We start from the raw sequence: 18,874 nt of genomic DNA, 5'->3' as shown, positions 1-18,874 counted from the left end.
CTGCCCGAGCCGCTGGAACCGGGCGTAGAGCGGCTCCAGGACCCGCTCGCCGAAGGGCCGGTCGAGCTCCTTCGTGAGCTCGTCAGGGGCGTCGGTCATCGCCTGGAGGACGGTGAGCGACCGGGCGACGCCGGAGCGCTCGGGGGTCAGCCCGCCGGCAGCGGCGAAGACCAGGAAGAGGGCTCCGAAGATGAGCAGGGAGCCGAGCAGGAGCACCATCTCAGACCTCCACCTTCACCATGCGGCTCATCATCAGCCAGCCCAGGCCGAGCAGGAGCAGGAAGGCCGCGAGCAGGATGAAGCCCACGCCCGTCGTGTAGAGCGGCTCGATGTAGTCGCGCCGCGTGAGCAGCAGGTAGATCGCCATGCCGATCGGCAGCGCGATCAGGATGTACGCCGAGAGCCGGCCCTCCGCGGAGAGCGTCTTCACCTGGCGGCGCAGGAAGTCACGCTCGCGCAGCGTGGCGGCGACCGTCGTCAGCAGCTCGGCCAGGTTGCCACCGACCTCGCGCTGGATCCGGATCGCCATGACCACCCACGCGAAGTCCACGCTCTCGATCCGCTGGGCGATGCCCTCGAGTGCCGCCTCGAGAGGCACGCCGAGCCGGGCCTCGATGAGGACCCGCTTGAACTCGCTGGCGATCGGCTCGCTGCCCTCCTCGACGACGGCGTCGATGGCCTGGGCCAGTGACATGCCCGCCGAGAGGCTCCCCGAGATCAGCTGCAGCGTGTCGGCCAGGCCCGAGTTGAACGCCGCGATGCGGCGCTTCCGCTTGAACCCGAGCCAGCGCCAGGGCACCACGGCGCCGGCCACGAGGCCGACGACGAGCAGGATGATGCTCCCGCCGCCGAGCAGCAGGCCGACCATGCCCGCGAGCACCGTGATCATGCCGTGGAGCAGGAGCCACTCGGCCGGCTTGAGCGCCGATCCGGCGGCGTCGAGCCGCTGCTCGATCCGTGCCTCGAGTCCCTTGTTGCGGTGGAGCATCGAGGCGGCGGCGTCCTTGGCCTGGCCCAGGTTGAACGTGGAGTCGCGCGCATCGGTGACCTTGTGCAGCACCGCCGAGGGGCCGTACGCGGCGATCCGCTGCTCGATCGTCCGCGTGCTCGCGCCGCCACCGGCCATCGACAGGACGCTGGTCAGCAGCACCAGCGCGCCGAGGCCGATCGCCGCGAGCCCGCCGTACATCGCGCTGGCGGGGAGGTGGATCGAGTTGGCCGCCTCGGTGAGGACGACGGCCGTCGCCTTCGCCGGCGCGGCCTGCCGTACGACGGCGTACGTCGACGCGGACAGCGCCTCGCGGCCTGCTGCGGGCAGGCTCACCTCGATGTCGGCCTCCGTCGCGGTGACGGCGGCCGGCACGGTCGCGCTGACCAGGACCTGGCGTGTCAGCACGGCCGCTTCGTCGCGGAAGGCGCGCTCGAGCGCCGCCGGGTCGGCGGGGACGAGCTGGCCCTTGCCGGCAGCGACGAGCGACCGGAGCGCGCCGAGCTCGCCGGCCCGCTGGTCGAGGGCGACGGCGTCGAGGTGCACGCCGGCCTTCTCGACGGCGCTGGTGACGGAGGCCAGCGAGGTGGCGTTGGTGTTGCGGCCGTCGGAGAGGAGCAGGACGGTGCGCTGGCCCTCGGTGCCGACGGCGCGGACGGCCGCGCGGACCCCGTCGTAGAGCGCCGTGCCGCGTGCGAGTGCGAGGCCGTCGACGACCGAGGCCGCCTTCTCCCGGTCGGTGGTCGGCGCGAGCGCCGTGTGGACCGCCTTGTCGAAGGTGACGATGCCGACCTGCACGTCCGCCGGGACGGCGGCGAGGTAGGTCTTCGCCGCAGCCCGGGCAGCCGTGAACCTGGCCCCGTTCATCGAGTCGCTGGTGTCGATCGCGAGCACCGTCGTACGCCGGACGGCCGGCGCCCCGGCCGAGCCGGCGACGCGGGCGGCCACATCGGCAGCCGGCTCGGCGCCGACGGTCACGGAGACGTCGTCGAGCTCGACCGAGACACCCGCCGGCACCGTGACGAGGACGTCGATGGTGCCGTCGTGCGCCTCGACGTGGCTGATCGCAGCCGCGTCGTCGGGTGCCGCCGAGGCGAGCGAAGCGAAGCCGAGCGGGGCGAAGCCGAGCACAGCGCCGAGGACGGCGAGCGGAGCGAGCCGCCTCATGCCACACCGTCCCGGGCGAAGACGAGCGGGTCGACCCGCACGTTGGAGTGCTCCATCTTCTCCAGGAACTTCGGGCGGAGGCCGGTGGTGCGCAGGCCGCCGAGGCTCTTGCCGTCGGCGTCGAAGCCCCGCGAGTGGTCGTAGACGAAGATGTCCTGGAGCGTGATCACGTCGCCCTCCATGCGCTCCACCTCGGTCACGTGGGTGATCCGGCGGGAGCCGTCGCGCAGGCGGGCCTGGTGGACGATCAGGTCGACCGCGGAGGCGACCTGCTCGCGGATCGCGCGGATCGGCAGGTCCATGCCGGCCATCAGCACCAGCGTCTCCATGCGGGCGAGCGTGTCGCGCGGACCGTTGGAGTGGAGCGTCGTGATCGAGCCGTCGTGGCCGGTGTTCATCGCCTGCAGCATGTCGAGCGCGGAGGCGTCGCGGACCTCGCCGACGACGATCCGGTCGGGCCGCATGCGGAGGCTGTTCTTGACCAGGTCGCGGATGGTGATCGCGCCCTTGCCCTCGATGTTGGGCGGTCGCGACTCGAGGCGGACCACGTGCTCCTGCTTGAGCTGGAGCTCGGCGGCGTCCTCGATGGTGACGATGCGCTCGTCGTTCGGGATGAAGCTCGACAGGACGTTGAGCGTCGTCGTCTTCCCGGCGCCGGTGGAGCCCGACACGATGATGTTGAGCTTGCCGCGGACGCACGCCTCGAGGAAGTCGGCCGTCCGCTGCGACAGCGACCCGAAGTTGATCAGGTCCTGCACGGTGAACGGATCGGTGGCGAACTTGCGGATGGTCAGGGCGGAGCCGTCGATCGCGAGCGGCGGGATGACCGCGTTGACACGCGAGCCGTCGGGGAGACGGGCGTCGACCATGGGGGACGACTCGTCCACGCGGCGGCCGATGCGGGAGACGATCTTGTCGATGATCCGGCGCAGGTGCGCGTCGTCGTCGAACTCGACGTCGCTCAGGGTCAGCTTGCCCTTGCGCTCGACGAAGACCATCGACGGGCCGTTGACCATGACCTCGGTGACGTCCTCGTCCGCCAGCAGCGCCTCGATCGGGCCGTAGCCGAGGATGTCGTCGGTGATCTCCTTGGTGACCTGGGCGCGGTCGGCTGCCGACAGCGGTCGGTCCTGAGCGGAGAGCACGTCCTTCAGGGTCGCCCGCACCTTGGCGCCGAGCTCCTCCGACGGCACGTCTGCCTCGTAGAGCTGGGGGCCGAGCTGCTTGAGCAGCTCGGCGTGGACGGCCGCCTTCAGCTCGGTGAACCGGTCGTTGCCGCCCACCGCCGCACGGCGGGTGGCGAGCGAGGAGACCTCGGCGGCAACGGGAGCGGGCTCGGGAGCGTCTGCGACCGGCCCGCGGTGCGATCCGGGAACGGGAGCCGGCGGAGCCGGAGGCGCAGCAACGGCGACCTCGGAGGTCGGCGCAGCGACGCTCTCGCCGGCTGCGGCCTGCGCAGCCTTCATGCGATCGGCGAGGCTCATGCTCCGACCCTCCTCAGCCAGCGACGGCCGCGAGCGTTCTCGTCCGCCTCGTCCTGCAGGAGCGGGTGGGTCTCGTCACTGGCGGCCTCGGCCAGGTGGGCCGCGAGCTGACGGAACGCCCGCGACGCCGCGTGGTCCGGCGACGCGAGCACGATCGGGCGCCCGGCGTTCGTCGCGGCGGCGATGTCGGTCGACGACGGGATCGGCGTGATGACCGGGAGGCCGAGGATCTGCTCGACCTTGCCGTTGTCGAGCCCGACCGCGTCGTCGGCCCGGTTGAGCACCAGGTGCCGGTGACCCTGGGCGATGTTGAGCAGGTCGAGGGTCTCGAGCGCGACCTTGACGTTCTTCAGCGTCGGCACGTCGAGCGTGGCGATGATGACGCACTCGTCGGTCTCGTCGAGCGCCTGCAGCGTCTGCTCGTCGAAGTTGGGCGCGGTGTCGACCACGACGTAGTCGAACTGCTGCCGCAGCGTGCGCAGCATCCGCGACACCAGCCGGGCCGTCACCCGGTCCCGGGCGTCGGGGAGGTTGGGCGCGGCGAGCACCATGAGGGACTCCTCGTGGCGGGTCAGCAGCGACTCCGCCAGCGAGGCGTCGATGCCCTCCTCGGAGCCGATCGCCTCCTCGATGGTGTGCGTCGGGAAGAGCTGCATCGTGATCGCGACGTCACCGAAGGCGAGGTCGAGGTCGACGAGGCAGACCTTGCGCGAGCCGCCGTCGGCCAGCGCGAGCGCGAGGTTGACCGACGTCGTGGTCTTGCCGACGCCGCCCTTGGGGGCGAAGACGGTGATCAGCGACCCGTGGGTGCCTGCGGTGCCCTGGCCGCTGAACGCCTGCCAGAGCTGGTGGGCCCGGGCGGCGGCGGCACGGATGCCGTCGGCGTCGGAGGCGCGTACGACGTCGCGGCAGCCGGCCTGCATGGCCCGGTTGAGGACGTCGGTGTCGATCTCGTGGCGGACCAGCACGACGCTGGTCGTCGGACGGGTGAGCCGCAGGCTCTCGCAGGTCGCGATGGCCAGGGCGAGGTCCAGGCCGGGCCCCAGCACGACGACGTACTCGTCGGTGCGGTGCGAGAGCCAGGCGTTCAGGGCGACGGTGCCGTCGACGGCGTGGGTGCCGGGCGGAAGTGCCCGGGCCAGCTCGGTGACGGCGCCCGGGTCGGTGTCGACGATGACGGGCATGACGGCCTCACTCCACCAGGTTCTTGTCGGTGACCCGCGGGGTCCCGTCGAGCTTCGTCGCGTCGTTGACCAGGCCGAGGCTGAGCGTGCCGAAGGTGGTGCCCCAGGCGAGCCGCTCGGCCTCCTTCTGGGTGACGGCGAGCGTGACCAGCGTCTGGGGGATCGGCTCCGTGGTGGACTCGCCCTCCTTGGTGGTCTTCGTCGTGGTGATCGTCGAGGTGTCCCCGACACCGAGGACGGTCACCTTCTGCAGCAGCGTGCGCGCGTAGTACGTCTCGGTCTTGTCCGGGGCGACCGCGACGAAGACCGCGACCTCGGAGCCGGGCTTGGCGAAGCCGGCGACCCGCTGCGGGTCGGTGAGGTTCACGGTGACCGCCATCTTCCCCTTCGGGATGGCGATCACCTTCGAGGTCACGTCGACGTCGGTGGAGCCGCCCCACTTCGCGGCGATGACCTGCTCGCCGGCGTAGACGCTGGTCAGCGCGACCTCGCCGGTCAGGCCCTGCAGGTCGTCCTGCGCGCCGTCGAGCACGGTGTTGGCCGGAACGGCCTTCTTCTCGAACTTGCCGGCCTGCGAGGCGGCGGCGAACGTCTCACCCGGCGCGATGTCCTGCGTCGCGACGATGACGTTCACGGTGTCGAACTGGGCCTGTGCGCGGCTGTCTGCTCCGCGTACGTACAACCAGACGAGCATCGTTCCCAGCGCGGCGATGACCGCTGCCAGGACAAGCAGGATCTTCCTACGGTCCATGACACCCTCAATTGCATAGGTGAACATGACCGGACGACTCGGTTTCCCTCCCAGAACCGTCCCGTCAGCAACTCCCTCCCGAGTTGCATGAGTCACAATGCCGCATCCGGGAGGAGTCGGGTGACGAGTGCCACAGATATGGCCCAAATGGACTACGTCACTTTCCATTCGGCCGATCGTTCAGGGGCGCCCGGCCCCCGACGTACGCCGGTCAGCGGCCGTAGAGCGCAGCGATCTGGCGCCGGAACTGGCGCTTGACGACCGACCGCTTGAGCTTGAGCGAGGGGGTCAGCTGCCCCGCCTCCTCGGTCCAGTCGACGGGGAGGATCGTGAACTTCCGGATCGCCTCGGCCTGGCTGACCGCGCTGTTGGTGTCGTCGACGGCGCGCTGCACCTCGGCCACCAGGTCGGGGTCGTCGACCAGGTCGGCCAGCCGGCCCTTGCGCCCGGCGGACTCCACCCACTGCGCGAAGGCGTCGGGGTCGAGGGTCACCAGCGCGCCGATGAAGGGCTCGCCGTCGCCCACGACCATGCACTGGCTGACGATCGGGTGGGAGCGGAGCCGGTCCTCGAGCACCGTGGGGGAGACGTTCTTGCCGCCCGCCGTGACCAGGAGCTCCTTCTTGCGACCGGTGATCCGCACGAAGCCCTCGTCGTCGACCTCGCCGACGTCGCCGGTGTGCAGCCAGCCGCCGTCCGCGGCGCCGTCGAGGACCTCCGCGGTCGCGGCCTCGTCTCGCCAGTAGCCACGGAAGACCTGGGGCCCGCGGAAGAGCAGCTCACCGTCGTCGGCGACCCGCACCGTGGTCCCCGGCAGGGGCCGTCCCACGGTGCCCACCTTCTGCGCGGCGGTCGAGTTGAGCGTGACCGCGCCCGAGGTCTCGGTGAGGCCGTAGGCCTCGAGCACCGTGACGCCGATGCCGCGGTAGAAGTGGCCCAGCCGCTCACCGAGCGGGGCGCCGGCAGAGAAGGCCCAGCGGCACTGCCCGCCGAGCGCATCGTGCAGGCGGCCGTAGACCAGCCGGTTGAAGAGCGCGTGCTCGGCCCGGAGCCTGACCGGCACACGGCCGGCGTCGCGCGCCCGCGACCAGGCGATCGCGGTCTCCACGGCGCGGTCGAAGATCCGGCCCTTGCCGTCGGCGGCGGCCTCCTGCGAGGCGGTGTTGAAGAGCTTCTCGAAGACGCGCGGTACGCCGAAGACGAACGTCGGCTCCAGCTCGCGGAGGTGCCGGGTGAGCAGCCGGATGTCGGAGGAGTGCGCGAGCCGCACGCGCGCCCGCATGCAGCCCAGCTGCACGATCCGGGCGAAGACGTGGGCCAGTGGCAGGAAGAGCAGCGTCGAGGCGCCCTCCTCGAAGAGCTCGGGCAGCTCGTGGGTCGCGAGCGTGATCTCGTCCATGAGCGAGCCGTGCGTCAGCATGCAGCCCTTGGGCTGGCCCGTGGTGCCGGAGGTGTAGACCAGCGTGGCCAGGTCGTCGCGCCCCAGCGACGTACGCCGTGCCTCGAGGTCGGTGTCGGAGACGGACGCCCCCGAGGCGGCGAGCGAAGCGAGCGCGCCGTCATCGATCACCAGGAGCTCGACGCCGGAGGCGGCCGAGCGAACGCGATCCGCCAGAACAGCTGTCTCCACGAGCGCGAGCTGCGCCCCCGCGTCGGCGATGATCTGGCCGAGCTGCTCGGCGGAGGAGCTCTGGTAGACCGGCACGCTCACGCCGCCGGCGCACCAGATCGCGTAGTCCAGGACGGTCCACTCCCAGCGCGTGCCGGCGAGGAGGACGACGCGGTCACCGGGCTCGATGCCGAGGGAGAGGAGCCCCTTGGCAGCGGCGCTCACCTCGGCCCAGAGCGTGGCGGCCGTGACGTCGGCCCACGTCCCGGACGAGTCGCGGCGGGCCAGGACCGGGATCGTCGCGTGTGCGCGGGCGTTGGTGACGATGTCGTCCGTCAGGTTGCCGGTGCGGGTCCCGGTCGTGGGGAGCTGCACCGTCGGGGGAGTGGAGAACTCGCGCACGGAGCGCACGTTACCGGCCGCAGGCGTACCGCGGGTATCCGGTACGGTTGCGGCCATGCCCGAGCAGACAACCTCTTCGATCGTCGTCGACGCGTCGCCGGGCGAGGTCATGGCCGTGATCGCCGACTTCGCGGCGTACCCGCTGTGGGCCAAGGGCGTCGAGACCGCCGAGGTGGTCGCCGGTGCGCCCGGGCAGCGAGCAGAGAAGGTCCGCTTCGAGCTCGACGTCCCGCCGATCCACGACGAGTACACCCTCGCCTACACCTGGCGCGACCTCGACGTCAGCTGGACCCTCGCCGAGGGCAAGATGCTGAAGATGCTCGACGGCTCCTACGTCCTGCGTCCGGTCGAGGAGGGCACCGAGGTGACCTACAGCCTCTCCGCGGAGCTCGCCATCCCGATGATCGGCATGATCAAGCGCAAGGGCGAGAAGATCCTCATCGACACCGCCCTCAAGGGACTCAAGAAGCGCGTCGAGTCGCTCTGACGTGCGGATCCTCCTCTTCACCGGCAAGGGCGGGGTCGGGAAGTCCACCACCGCGTCGGCCACGGCCGTCGCCTCCGCTGCGGCCGGGCGCCGCACGCTGATCCTCTCCACCGACGCGGCCCACTCGCTGGCCGACGCCTTCGCCACCGAGATCGGCACCACCCCGACCCTCGTTGCCGACAACCTGTACGTCGAGCAGGTCGACGCGCAGCGCCTCTTCGAGGAGTCCTGGGCCGACATCCAGCGCTACCTGCTCTCGGTGCTCGACGCCGCCGGAGTCGACCCGGTCGCTGCCGAGGAGCTCACGGTCATCCCCGGGGCCGAGGAGGTGCTGGCGCTGCTCCAGCTCCGCCGCCACGTGCTCTCGGGAGACTGGGAGACCGTCATCGTCGACTGCGCGCCGACGGCGGAGACGCTGCGCCTCCTGGCGCTGCCCGAGGCCCTGGCCTGGTACATGGAGCGGGTCTTCCCGGTCGGGCGCAAGGCGATCAAGGCGTTCCGGCCGCTGATCACCAAGGCCGTCGGCGTCCCCATGCCGGAGGACAACACCTTCGACGCGATGGAGCGGCTCCACGCCGAGCTCGACGAGGTCCGCCAGCTGCTGTCGGGCCCGGAGGCGAGCGTCCGGATCGTGATGACGCCCGAGACGGTCGTCCTGGCTGAGGCCCGCCGCTCCTTCACCACGCTCTCGCTCTTCGGCTACCGCGTCGACGGCGTCGTCGCCAACCGGATCTTTCCCGCTGTCGGCACCGACGAGGGTGGTGGCGGGGACAGCTGGCGCGCCGGTTGGGTGGAGGCACAGACCAAGGTCCTCGCCGACACCGAGCACTCCTTCCCCGGCCTCCAGCTCTGGCGCTCGGAGTACCACTCCGGCGAGCCGGTGGGAGTCGCGGCCCTCGCCGACTTCGCCCGGAGGCTGTACGCCGACGGCGACCCGCTCGCCGTACCGTCCGGGCCGGGGCCGCTCCAGGTCGCGCGCACCGAGACCGGCGCGGTGCTCCGCCTGGCGCTGCCGTTCGTGGAGCGTGGCGACGTCGACCTGGTGCGCCACGGAGACGAGCTGGTGCTGACCGTGGGCTCCTATCGCCGCCTGCTGACGCTGCCGGCAGGCCTGGCCCGGTTGGACGTGAAGGGCGCGAGGGTCGACCATGGAGCGCTGCAGGTGCGTTTCGAGGAGAGGCAGTCATGAGCGAGAACGGTCCCGAGGTCGGCTCCGTCGCTGAGGAGACCGCAAAGCTGCTCGGCGCGCTCTCGGGCTGGGCCAAGGACCACGGCCCGGACCTCGGCGCCGGCCTGGGCGGCGCCTTCCACGAGGCCAGCGAGCACCTGGCCAGCGGAGAGGACTGCAAGTACTGCCCGTTCTGCCGTGTCGTGCACATCGTGCGGGAGAGCAGCCCCGAGGTGCGCACGCACCTTGCGATCGCCGCGGCGAGCATCGCCCAGGCTGCCTCGGCGGTGCTCCAGGCGGCCGTGTCCGAGGACCCCAAGACCAGCGGGGGCAGTCACGCCCGCCGCGACCCCGTCGAGAAGATCGACCTCGAGGACGACGACTTCGGTCCCTTCGAGGGTCCCTTCGGCTGAGCTGTGCCACGGCTGAGTCCTCCCAGCTGCTCCTACTCGAGCAGCCGCACGCGCCGGTAGCCGCCGTCGCAGGTCGTGTCGCCCAGCGCGCATCCTGGCTCCTGCGTGGTGCCGGAGGCGAACGCCGTACGGGAGACCAGCAGCAGGTAGCTCTTCTCGGTGTCGTCGGCCATCAGGGCCGCCGCCTCGCCATTTGCCGGGGCGCACGCGCCGGTGCCGCTGCTGTAGCGCTTCTTGAGCTGCTTGCCGAAGTGGTAGCCACACACAGTCACCGCGACGATGCGCTGGAGCGGGAAGACCGCGTTCGTGCCCGTGCCCGTCACGGTCGCCCCGCAGGTCGAGGCGGCACAGAAGACCGGCAGCCCGATCGTCTTGCCGCTGTCGATCAGCGCAGCCCAGGCATCCTCGGCCTGCCCGGCGTCGGGCTGCCCGGGGTCACCCGAGAGGCAGGAGTACGGCGAGGTCGTCGACGCGGTCGGGCAGGCGGTGCGCAGCCGGTCCCCGAGGGTGGTGCCGCTGAGCCCTTCCTGGCCGCTGACCACGCTCATCGGCAGCGAGCAGCCGTTGAGGATCTGGTCGTGGAGCTGGCTCTGGCCGCCACCGTCGTCGGTGCTCTCCCCGGGGCAGTCGAGGGTCCACCAGTTGCCGGCGGTCGCCGGTTGCGGGCAGCTCGCTGCCGGGGCGAGTCCGTCGCCCGGCAGGTAGGTGCGCCAGACCGTCCCGGGACCCGCGCCCGTGGGGAGGTCGGTGCCGCAGATGGCGAGCGGCCGCAGGCCCTCGCCGCCGGGCGCGACCTCGACGCCCACCATGGCGTGGGCGTCGCCCCCGATCCGGTCCACGCCTGCCAGCCGTCCGAGGTGTGCCGGCGTGTCGCCGCTGACGTCGAAGGTCACCTCCAGCCGGCCATCGCCACAGCTGGCGCTCAACGTTCCGGTGGCCCCGTCGGTCATCGTCGAGCGGTTCGCCGCCAGGTAGCCCTGCGCCACGCTGTTCGGCGTAGACGCCGGCACCGCGGCGAGGAGGTCCGCGCAGGTCCGTCCGCTCGCCTCGGCGTACGTCGCCGCGGCCGCGAGCGCACCCGCGTCGGCGGCGGTCTGCAGCGCCATCCGGGAGGTGTAGGCCATGCCCAGGTCGACGCTGAACGCGCCCAGGACCAGGAGCGACACCGACAACAGGGCCGTCATCACCGCGACCGCACCGTCCTCGTCCCGCGGCCTGCGAGGTGGCGGAGGTTGCTGAGGTTGCGGAGTCAGGAGTACTCGCACCGGAACTCCCCGTGGCCCGAGATGGAGTACGTCGCCGGCACGCCCGGCACCGGGAACGGCAGGGGCCACGCGTGGGTGTAGTCCAGGGTCACCGTGACCGCCTGGCCCGGGGTGGAGCCGAGGCACACGTCGCCGCCCGGGCAGGGCGTCACCGTCGCGGTCACCGCGGTGCCCGTCATCGCGATCGAGGTCGCGGACGCCTTGCCGATGCCGGCGACCTCGGCGCAGGTCTGGCCGGGGACCGACCCCTGCCGGGCAGCCTCGCGGGCAGCGTTGTTGAGCGCGAGGGACTGCCCGAAGACGATCGCGAAGTTCGCGATGCCGAGCACGAGCGTGACCAGGAGCGGCAGCACGAGCGCGAACTCGATTGCTGCCGACCCTTCCTCGTCTCCGCCCCTCCTGCGTGCCACCGTTCGACCGTAGGTCTGGACCACGTGCAGGATGCCGGGGACGACACGGAATTGACCCGTCTGCGCGTGGGGTCCTGACCGGTCGGAGGACACGGCGACTGCGGCAGACTGGCTCCGTGAGCGAACCGGTCTGGGTGGGCGTCGACGTCGGGGGCACGAAGGTGCTGGCGGCGGTGGTCGGCGACGACGGCACGGTCGCCGACACCGCACGCCGGACGACGCCCGGGCGCCGGGTCGACGCCCGCATGGTCGAGGACGCCCTCACCGAGGCGGTGCTCGCGGCGGCGGACGGGCGGCCACTCGCCGGCGTCGGCGTCGCCGCCGCCGGGTTCGTCGACGCCGCGGGCGAGCGGGTCCGCTTCGCGCCGCACCTGCCGTGGCTCGACGAGCCGGTCCGCTCCCGCCTCGCCGAGCGGTGGGGTGTGCCCGTCCGCCTGGAGAACGACGCCACCGCCGCGGCGTACGGCGAGCTGGTGCTGGGGGCGGCGCGCGGCTACTCCGACGTGGTGACCGTCAACCTCGGCACCGGCCTGGGTGGTGGCATCGTGATCGGCGGTCGGCTCTACCGCGGCCACAACGGCATGGCGGGGGAGTTCGGCCACATGCAGGTGGTGCCCGACGGTCTCGCCTGCGCGTGCGGCTCACGCGGCTGCTGGGAGCAGTACTGCTCCGGTAGTGCCCTGGAGCGCTACGCCCGTTCCCGCGACGCCGACCTGCTCAACGGCCGGATGGTCACCGCGGCAGCCGACGAGGGCGACCTCGAAGCGCGCGCGGCGTTCGCGGAGCTGGGGCACTGGCTCGGCGTCGGCCTGGCCAACCTGGTGGCCGCGTTCGACCCGGAGGTCGTGGTCGTCGGCGGCGGTGTCTCCGAGGCCGGCGACCGCCTGCTCGAGCCCGCCCGCGTCGCGCTCGGCCGCTCGCTCGTAGGGGCCGGCCACCGCGACATCCCCGCGATCGTGGCTGCCCAGCTCGGCAACACCGCCGGACTCGTCGGCGCCGCCTGCCTGATCCGGGACGAGCAGGCCGCCTGACCGCTCGCGGGTCGGGTCCTCGTTCTTCGGTCCACTTTCGTGATTCCTCTGCGGATACACGCTTTTCTGCCCTAGTGTCACGAGCGACTGTTTCCGGGTAACAGAAGAGAGTTTGCTGTGCGCGCTGCTTCGCGTGGTGGTCGTTGGGTTTCGATGGCCTTGGTGGTGGCGCTCAGCGTCGGAGCTGCGGAGGCGTTGACTCTGCCGTCGGCAACTGCCGCCGACGTCCTGCCAACTCAGGTCGAGGGCACGGCCTCGGGCCTCTCGCACAAGGCTTCCGTGGAAGACACCGAAGCCGATCGTCGCGCCGCCCGGCACGATGCCGGACCGGCCACGGGTGGCTTGAAGCGCGACGATCGTCTCGTCGAGCAGCCGGACCCGACGGATCCGACGGTGGAGGCGGGGAAGACCGCGGCTGCTGACCCCGCCGCGCCCGCGGGCTTCGATGCGGCTACCAGCAAGGAACTCCCGGCGAAGGGCGCGAAGGACCGTCAGGTCTTCGTCAACTCCGATGGGTCCGAGACCACGCGGTACTACACCGACCGACAGATGTTCCGGGGAGCCGACGGCGAGTGGCGTCGGATCGACTCCGACCTGGAGTCAGTCAATGGTCGCTGGAAGGTCAAGGGTGACGACCGCGGCAAGTCCTTTGCCGCCCGAGCGGATGCCGGCTCCTTGGCATCGGTCGAGCTCGTTCCCGGGACGTCGGTGGGGTTCTCGTTGCGCGGTGCTGCGGCGTCGCAGGCCGATGCCGCGGGCAATCGGGTCCGCTACGACGAGGTCCGTCCTGGCGCGGACCTGGAGCTGGAGGCGAATCCCCTCGGCCTGAAGGAAACGATCATCCTGAAGTCGCCCGAGGCGCCGACGGTGTGGGACTTTCCGCTCGACCTCAACGGCACCCGCGCCGAGCTGGTCGGCCGCGAGGTTCAGCTTCTGGACGCTGACGGTGTCCAGGTTGGCCGGATTCCGCCGGGCTTCATGACCGACTCCAACATCGATCCGGGTACGGGGGAGTCCCCGCGCTCCGAGGGCGTGACCTACACGCTCGTCGACAGCGGTCAGACGCTCCGGGTCTCGGTCGACGAGGCGTGGTTGGCAAAGCCCGAGCGTGAGTACCCCGTCTTCGTCGACCCGACTGTCACGACAGTCGAGACCAACGGCGACACGTATGTCATGGGGCCCTACACCAACGACTACTCCGGCGAGTCCGAGTTGAAGGTCGGCACCTACGACGGCGGTGCGCACAAGGCCGCGGCGCTCCTGCGGTTCAGCATGTCGGGCCTGACGAATCACAAGGTCACCGCGGCGACGCTGAACCTGCGCGCGACCCACTCGTACTCGTGCTCTGCTCGTGACGTCGTCATTCGTCCGCTGACGGAGTCGTGGACGGTTTCGGGCAACAAGTCGTGGCCGGGCCCGTCCTGGGGTTCTGAGATCGCCCGCAAGAGCTTCGCCGCCGGCTACTCGTCCTCGTGCGCGGACAAGTGGGTCAACTTCGACGTCACCAACACGGTCAATTCGTGGACGCACGGCACGACGAACTACGGCCTGCGCGTCGGTGCAGACGGGACCGACACCTATGCCTGGAAGAAGTTCGCGAGCGCCAACTCGACCAACGCGCCGTACCTGCAGATCACGCACACCGCCTACTGGGCCGACTACTCGACCCCAACGAACGTGGTGATGCCCACAGCCACCAAGACCGGTTCGGCGAAGATCACCGTCACCAACAGGTCGGCGGAAACGTGGACGCCCAGCTCGCATGAGTTGCGATACCGGATCTGGGACACCGCACCCAGTCCGGATGTGGAGCTCACGTCGTCTTCGTACCTGCTCACCACTCCACTGCCGTCGAACGTCTCCATCAATGGCGCGGTCACGCTGACCGCCGGCATTCAGAAACTGCCTCCCGGCAGTTATCAGGTGAAGTTCGACATGGTGAAGATCGGAATCACGAAGTACTCGGCACAGGGGTCCCCGATGTCGAGCCCGATCAACATCAACATTGTCGCGGGTAAGCCGAGCATCACCTCGTGGTCGCCCAACGCCGGGTTCCAGGCGGACACCCGCACCCCGACGCTGGTTGCTACAGGTGAGGACTCCGACAGCTACCCGAAGCCGCTGACGTATCAGTTCAAGCTCACCAAGCCCGACGGAGTCACCGTGGTGGCGGAATCGGTCTACGGCCCGTCGGCCTGGACCGTACCGGCGGGCAAGGTGGAGTGGGGCAAGGGCTATCTGTGGTTCGTCCGCGCTACGGACGGCACCAACGTGAGCAGCTGGAGTCCGGGCATCGGGATCTCGGCCAAGGTGGGCCAACCCACCATCACCAGCCACCTGGGTGGCACCGATGACGGCCTCGACCCGGGCATCGGCAACTTCAGCACCAGCGCTGTGGACGCCATGGTCACCGTCGTCGGCCCCGACCTCGCAGTCGAGCGCACCTACAACAGCCTCGACCCGCGCGCAGACCGGGCGTTCGGCGCCGGCTGGTCGACCGCCTGGGACATCGCCCTCACCCCGGAGGACGATGGCTCCGGCAATGTCCTGGTCACTTTCGCGGACGGCCAGCAGGCTCGGTATGGGCTCAACAGCGACGGCACCTACGCCACCCCGCCCGGCCAGCAGGGCACTCTGGTCGCCACAGCGGGCGGCGGGTGGACACTGCGCGACGTCGGCGACGTGCGCTACCGCTTCGACGCGACTGGCGGGCTGCTCTCGATCACCGACGCCAGCGGCCACGTGCAGTCCCTGACCCGCGACACGGCGGGCCACGTCACCCGCGCCACCGACGATGTGACCGGCCGCTACCTCGACTTCGACTGGACCAGCGGCCACGTCACGGTGGTCACCACCGGCCCGACCCCCGCCTTGGCCTACACCTACACCTACTCCGGCGACACCCTGACCCAGGCGTGCGACCCCGAAGGCGCCTGCGTCGCCTACGACTACACAGGTGTCCCGCAGCAGCGCACCGTGCTCCTCGACGCCAACCCCACCGCCTACTGGCGCCTGAACGACGCCGGCACGAGCGGCACCTCGGCCAGCGCCATCCCCGGCATCTGGCGGACCACCGACGCCACCCGCACGAACACCAGCGCCGGGCGCACCGACCTGGTCGCCGGCAGCGATCTGGCCGCGTCCAAGTTCAACGGCACCTCCAGCAAGGTCACTCTCCCCACCGGCCTGGTCCAAGGCGCACACCTGACCTTGGAGATGTGGTTCAACACCACTGCACCCGGCGCCCTCTTCGGCGCCCAGAACTGGACCCTCGGCGGCACGGCCGGCACCCAGTCCTCGGCGACGCTCTACGTGGGCGCCGACGGCAAGCTGCGTGGCCTGCTCCCGAACGGGACGACCACCCCGATGACCTCGACCGGCGTCGTCAACGACGGCACCTGGCACCACGTCGCGCTCTCGGGCGCCGGCGCCACCCAGTCGCTCTACCTCGACGGCAGCAAGGTCGCGACCGTGGCAGGTCAGATCAACTGGCAGGGCATGACGAATGAGCAGATCGGCGCAGCGTGGACCACCGGTGCCGTGTCTGCACCGGCCACCGGCGCGAGCTACTTCAACGGCGACATCGCCGAGGTCGCGTTCTACCAGCGCCCTCTCGGCGACGACCTGATCGCCGAGCACTTCGCCGCGCGCAACGGCGCCCCGAAGCTGACCACCGTCACCGAGCCCGGCCACACCGAGACCACGACGTCGCTGGCCTACGACGCGGCCGCTGAGCGAGTTGCCGCCAACCGCGACGCCAACGGCGGAACATGGCGCCTCGGTGCTCCGGTCACCGCCAACGCCGGCACCTCCGTCGAGCCGGACTGGCGCACCACGATCACCGTCACCGACCCTGCAGACGCCGTCGCGACGTATGTCTATGACCCGATGCGCGGCGGTCAGATGATGTCGCTGAAGGCAGCCGGGGACGCGACCGCCACCACGTACGAGTACGACACCGGCGGTTTCCCGTTCCAGATCACCGACCCGAACGGTCACGTCACCGAGCTGCGCCACGACGAGCGCGGCAACGAGATCTCCCGTACCCAGTGCCGGACTGCTGGCAGCGACTGTTACACCAGCTACCGCGACTACTACATCAACCCGGCTGACCCGCTCGACCCGCGCAACGACCAGGTCACCGCCGCGCGCGACGAGCGTTCCGCCAACCAGAGCGACGACACGTACGCCACGACGTACACCTACTACGCCAACGGCGAGCTCGACACCGTCGCCGCACCCGGCGCCGCTGGTGGCGCGAAGCGAGTCACGAAGAACGTCTACACCGACGGCAGTGAAGCCGCCATCGGTGGCGGCACTGCACCTGCGTGGCTGCTGAAGACGGTCACCGAGCCGGGCGACAGGGTGACCAGCTACGCGTATCGCAGCAACGGCGACCTCGCCAGGGAAACCGACCCCGCGGGTCTGGTCACCACCTACGAGTACGACGGGATCGGCCGCAACACCGCCGAAACCACCATCTCCAGCACAGTCCCGGCAGGTGCCCGCACCACCTACGCCTACGACGGTGTCTCCCGTGTCATCGAGGAAGTCGAGCCGGCCGTCACCAACGCCGTCACCGGCACCCGCACGCAGCAGAAGACGACCAACACCTGGCGTCCTGACGGAGAGCTGGACAAGGTCGTCGTCTCCGACGCGCTCGGCACCGCCTCCCGGACCACCGACTTCGGCTTCGACGGCTACGGCCGTGAGACCTCTGTCACCGAAGCCGATGGCGCGATCAGTCGGGTGACCTATGACCAGTTCGGCCAGGCCGCGACCCGCACCGACCCCGGCGGAACCGTCTGGACGTACACCTACACCGGCGGCAAGCGACAGCTCGCGACCACCAGGATCGACGAGTTCACCGGCGGCGACAGCCCCGCGACCGACGTCGTGCTCGAGTCCCGTGCCTACGACCCGGGCGGACGACTCGCCTCGGTCACCGATGCCATGGGCACCACGATCGAGTACACCTACTTCGACGACGACCTGCTCGCCGCCGAAACCCTTCTCGACTACAAGGACCCCAACACCAACGACGACCCGCGCCCGTTCGTCCTGACCGCCTACACCTACACCGGCACCGGCGCGGTCAAGGAGCTCACCGAGGGCGACGGCCGCTACACCACCGTCACGGCCTACGACCCGGGCGGCCGGCCGATCTCCGTCACCGACTACGACGGCGAAAGCGTGCTGCGCAGCACGACGACGGCCTTCGACCTCCAGGACAACCCGACCGACGTCGTCGAGCGCGGCCCCGCTGGCGGCGACCTGTCCCACAGCTCAGTGAGCTACGACCCACTGGGCCGCGAAACCCAGCGCACCGACTACCTCAACGGCACCCAGAGCGCGATCGTGAAGACGATCCGTGACGAGCGCGGCCTGCCGACCAAGATCATCGACGCGCCCGGCAACGTCGCCGGCGCCAACCCGGCCGACTACACCACCACGATCGCCTACGACGACCTGGGACAGCAGACCACCCTTACGGCGCCGAGCATCTCCGTCGAGACCGACGGCGGCGCTGCCGCCGCGGCCAACCCGGTTACCAAGACCGGCTATGACGCGTTCGGCTCGGCCACCCACGTCAAGGATCCGCGCGGCAACATCACCATCCATGGCTTCGACAAGGTCGGCCGCGAGACCTCGACCCGGCTCCCGGACTACACCGCCCCGGACTCCGCCACGCCGCTGGCCGTGACGCTGAGCAAGGACTACGACCGCCTCGGGCGGGTCACCTCGTCCACCGACGGCACCGGCGCCACCACGACCTTCGCCTACGACGAGCTCGGTGACCTCGTCAAGCAGACCGAGCCTTCGCCGGCGACTGGCGTTGCGGGTGCAGTCACCACCACGAGTTACACACCGACCGGGTGGCCGCTGAGGACGACCGACCCCACAGGTGCGGTCACCTCGGCCACCTGGGACCAGCTCGGACGCCAGAGCACTCGCTCGCAGCTCGAGCGTCAGCCCTCCGCGCAGGTGTTCACGACCAAGTACTCCTACGACGCCCTGGGCAACCCAGCCAAGGTCACCACCCCGACCGGGCTGGTCACCACCTTCGAGCATGACGATCTCGGCAACCCGACCCAGATGACCAACCCGGCCGGCGTCGTCACGACCGCCACGTATGACGGTCTGGGACACCCGACCCGCATCGAGGACCCGCGCCAGGCCACCACCGTCCTGGACTACGACCTCGGCGGCCGTCTCATCCAGAGCCGCGACCTTGGCGATGCGGGCGCGACCCTGCGCACCCGCGACTTCACCCACAGCGTCGCGGGAAACCCGCTGACCTCGACCGACGGCGCGGGCGGGCTGCTGACCCGTACCTACGACGCCCTGGGCCAGCTGCGGACCAGCACCGAGAAGGTCTCCGACACCAAGTCGATCACCACGAGCTTCGGCTATGACGCCGCCGGCAACATCAGCCGGGTCACCGATGGTCGCGGCAACACGACGACCTACACCACCAACACGTGGGGTCTGCCCGAGTCCACCATCGAGCCGGC

At 70.6% G+C, this 18,874-nt stretch carries 13 protein-coding genes; 5 read left to right on the top strand and 8 right to left on the bottom strand.

The features are described 5' to 3' along the window. The 6 genes from VLF38_RS15020 to VLF38_RS14995 form a co-directional block, all read right to left on the bottom strand. Window positions 1-219, bottom strand: a 219-nt coding sequence (locus VLF38_RS15020; protein ID WP_325272046.1) for a hypothetical protein, incomplete at its 3' end; no start/stop codon positions are given. A 1-nt stretch (window position 220) separates the two neighbouring features. Continuing rightward, on the bottom strand, window positions 221-2,155 hold the full coding sequence (locus tag VLF38_RS15015) for a type II secretion system F family protein (protein WP_325272045.1): 1,935 nt from the start codon (window positions 2,153-2,155) through the stop codon (window positions 221-223). Then, entirely contained in the window at window positions 2,152-3,639 is a 1,488-nt protein-coding gene (locus VLF38_RS15010) for a CpaF family protein (RefSeq protein ID WP_325272044.1), read from the bottom strand. Before VLF38_RS15010 ends, VLF38_RS15015 begins: the two co-directional genes overlap by 4 nt. Further along, entirely contained in the window at window positions 3,636-4,823 is a 1,188-nt protein-coding gene (locus VLF38_RS15005; RefSeq protein ID WP_325272043.1) for an AAA family ATPase, read from the bottom strand. Before VLF38_RS15005 ends, VLF38_RS15010 begins: the two co-directional genes overlap by 4 nt. Window positions 4,824-4,830: 7 nt before the next feature. Then, window positions 4,831-5,574, bottom strand: a complete 744-nt coding sequence (gene cpaB, locus VLF38_RS15000; protein WP_325272042.1) for a Flp pilus assembly protein CpaB — start codon at window positions 5,572-5,574, stop codon at window positions 4,831-4,833. A gap of 211 nt (window positions 5,575-5,785) precedes the next feature. Then, entirely contained in the window at window positions 5,786-7,585 is a 1,800-nt protein-coding gene (locus tag VLF38_RS14995; protein ID WP_325272041.1) for an AMP-dependent synthetase/ligase, read from the bottom strand. Between the two features lie 55 nt (window positions 7,586-7,640). Between VLF38_RS14995 and VLF38_RS14990 the strand changes: the two genes are divergently transcribed. Genes VLF38_RS14990 through VLF38_RS14980 form a run of 3 tightly spaced genes read left to right on the top strand, consistent with a single transcriptional unit; the run spans window position 7,641 to window position 9,653 of the window. Next, window positions 7,641-8,072, top strand: a complete 432-nt coding sequence (locus VLF38_RS14990) for an SRPBCC family protein (protein WP_107700065.1) — start codon at window positions 7,641-7,643, stop codon at window positions 8,070-8,072. A 1-nt stretch (window position 8,073) separates the two neighbouring features. Beyond that, on the top strand, window positions 8,074-9,261 hold the full coding sequence (locus tag VLF38_RS14985) for an ArsA family ATPase (protein WP_325272040.1): 1,188 nt from the start codon (window positions 8,074-8,076) through the stop codon (window positions 9,259-9,261). Further along, on the top strand, window positions 9,258-9,653 hold the full coding sequence (locus tag VLF38_RS14980) for a hypothetical protein (RefSeq protein WP_325272039.1): 396 nt from the start codon (window positions 9,258-9,260) through the stop codon (window positions 9,651-9,653). Before VLF38_RS14985 ends, VLF38_RS14980 begins: the two co-directional genes overlap by 4 nt. A 32-nt stretch (window positions 9,654-9,685) precedes the next feature. Here VLF38_RS14980 and VLF38_RS14975 read toward each other — a convergent pair whose 3' ends face one another. Further along, entirely contained in the window at window positions 9,686-10,840 is a 1,155-nt protein-coding gene (locus VLF38_RS14975; RefSeq protein WP_325272038.1) for a pilus assembly protein TadG-related protein, read from the bottom strand. 62 nt (window positions 10,841-10,902) lie between these two features. Then, complete coding sequence (locus VLF38_RS14970) at window positions 10,903-11,328, bottom strand: TadE/TadG family type IV pilus assembly protein (RefSeq protein ID WP_325272037.1); 426 nt, start codon at window positions 11,326-11,328, stop codon at window positions 10,903-10,905. A 116-nt stretch (window positions 11,329-11,444) separates the two neighbouring features. Here VLF38_RS14970 and VLF38_RS14965 point away from each other — a divergent pair, with 116 nt between their 5' ends. Both VLF38_RS14965 and VLF38_RS14960 read left to right on the top strand, forming a co-directional pair. Beyond that, window positions 11,445-12,359, top strand: a complete 915-nt coding sequence (locus VLF38_RS14965; RefSeq protein ID WP_325272036.1) for an ROK family protein — start codon at window positions 11,445-11,447, stop codon at window positions 12,357-12,359. A gap of 279 nt (window positions 12,360-12,638) precedes the next feature. Further along, window positions 12,639-18,874, top strand: a 6,236-nt coding sequence (locus VLF38_RS14960) for a DNRLRE domain-containing protein (RefSeq protein ID WP_325272035.1), incomplete at its 3' end; no start/stop codon positions are given.

Source organism: Nocardioides sp. (genome assembly GCF_035481145.1).
In the GTDB taxonomy this organism is placed as follows: Bacteria; Actinomycetota; Actinomycetes; order Propionibacteriales; family Nocardioidaceae; genus Nocardioides.
Note: the sequence above shows the minus strand (reverse complement) of the source record. Positions and strands in the feature narration are given on the sequence as shown.